Annotated in this window: 1 protein-coding gene; it reads left to right on the plus strand. The window is 39.4% G+C overall.

Features of this window, described 5'->3' with window-relative positions; genetic code table 11:
* Positions 1-118: 118 nt before the first annotated feature.
* Positions 119-1,302, plus strand: a 1,184-nt coding sequence (locus tag V8G47_RS20715) for an ISL3 family transposase (RefSeq protein ID WP_336201685.1), incomplete at its 3' end; no start/stop codon positions are given.

Here is a 1,302-nt window from a genome sequence, read left to right on the forward strand (position 1 = left end):
GGTTCTATAATATTTGTTGGGGTTCTTACACAATTTGAACATAAAAAATGCACGTAATCATCCAGTCTTTTATACTTGAGTTGTCGAGAAACAAGTATAGATTGGAGATACGTGCATAATGAATTCTAACATAGTTTTACCAGGTTTTGAAGATGCGTTGGTTACGAAAATGGAGGAAGTGGAAGAAAGACTTTGTATTAATGTAGAAATGCCAGTTACAGCTCACAAATGTCCGGTTTGTACTACTTCCACCCATAAGATTCACGATTATCGTATACAAAAAATTAAGCATTTAAAGCTGTTTGAAAGACATACACTCATCTTTTACAAAAGAAGAAGATACGCTTGCCCTTGCGGGAAGAAGTTTGCGGAAAAGAATCCCTTTGTGAAACGATACCAACGGTTATCTCTCGAACTGAACCAGGCGGTTAAAATTCGCAGTATTAAAGGCAAAACCTTTAAGGAAACGGCAGAGGTGTATGGAACATCTTCTTCAACGGTCGTCAGACGCTTTGATCAATTGGCAAAGGAAACGGTTAACGAGGAAGCGAAGGAATTGCCCAAGGTCATTGCCATTGATGAATACAAAGGCGACACCAAAGAGGGTAAGTACCAGCTCATCATCGCAAATGGAATCACCAAAGAACCCATCGACATCCTTCCGAATCGGTACAAAAATACGATTAAGCACTATCTAAGGAAGTATGGCGCTCAGGTGGAAGTTGTCATCATGGATATGAGTCAATCTTTTAAAGCAGCTGTCACGCAAGCACTTGGAAAGCCTATTATTGTGGCGGATCGGTTTCACTTTGTTCGGTATATTTATTGGGCTCTTGATAACGTGAGGAGAAGAGTTCAATCCAGTTGGCATGACTACGATCGGAAGAAATGCAAAAAAATGCGCCATGTCTTCTATAAAAAGTCTTGTAAGTTAACAGAGGACAATCGATGGTATCTTCAACGATATCTGGATATGTCCCCTGAATTAAAGCAGGCCTATGAATTGAAAGAGCTGTTCTGTCACTGGTTCGATGAGGCCAAACAAAATGGAGAAGAGAACATCGACCAAACCAAACATGACTTATACTCCTTTTACAAAGCCATTGATGAGGCGGGCATACCAGAGTTTCAAAAAGCAGCCCAAACCTTAAAGAATTGGCAGATTGAAATATTAAATAGCTTTATGTACAACTATTCCAATGGCTTTTTGGAGGGAATCAATAACTTAACAAAAGTGATGAAGCGAAACGCATTTGGATTTCGAAGCTTTACGCGTTTTCGAGCTAAAATACTATTAACACA

It is taken from the genome of Rossellomorea sp. LJF3 (genome assembly GCF_037046045.1).
GTDB lineage: Bacteria > Bacillota > Bacilli > Bacillales > Bacillaceae_B > Rossellomorea.